The sequence below is a fragment of the Pseudomonas sp. SIMBA_068 genome (genome assembly GCF_046534705.1).
Lineage (GTDB): Bacteria > Pseudomonadota > Gammaproteobacteria > Pseudomonadales > Pseudomonadaceae > Aquipseudomonas > Aquipseudomonas putida.
The window spans coordinates 1-242 of sequence record NZ_JAWRYI010001433.1 but is presented as its reverse complement, the minus strand read 5'-3'; the positions used below and the strand labels follow the sequence as shown (position 1 = coordinate 242).

Here is a 242-nt window from a genome sequence, read left to right as displayed (position 1 = left end):
ACGCCGATTCACGCCTGGCACTGATCTACAGCAGCCTTGAGCAAAACAACACGCAAGACCCGTTGGGGCAGAGCTGGAGCGCTTACCAGCACGACCCGCGCTCCACCGCGACAGTGGCTGAAACCTACAACACCCGCAAAAGCATCGACCACCAGCAGTTGGGCATGAACTACGAGCGCTATTTTGGCGATGCCACGTTGCAGTTCAATCTCTATGCGGGGCAGCGCAGCGTCATTCAGTAC

The 242-nt window shown here is 57.9% G+C and carries 1 pseudogene; it reads left to right on the top strand.

From position 1 onward, the window contains the following. Positions 1-242, top strand: a pseudogene (locus SB756_RS34360) (TonB-dependent receptor); the annotation flags it as partial.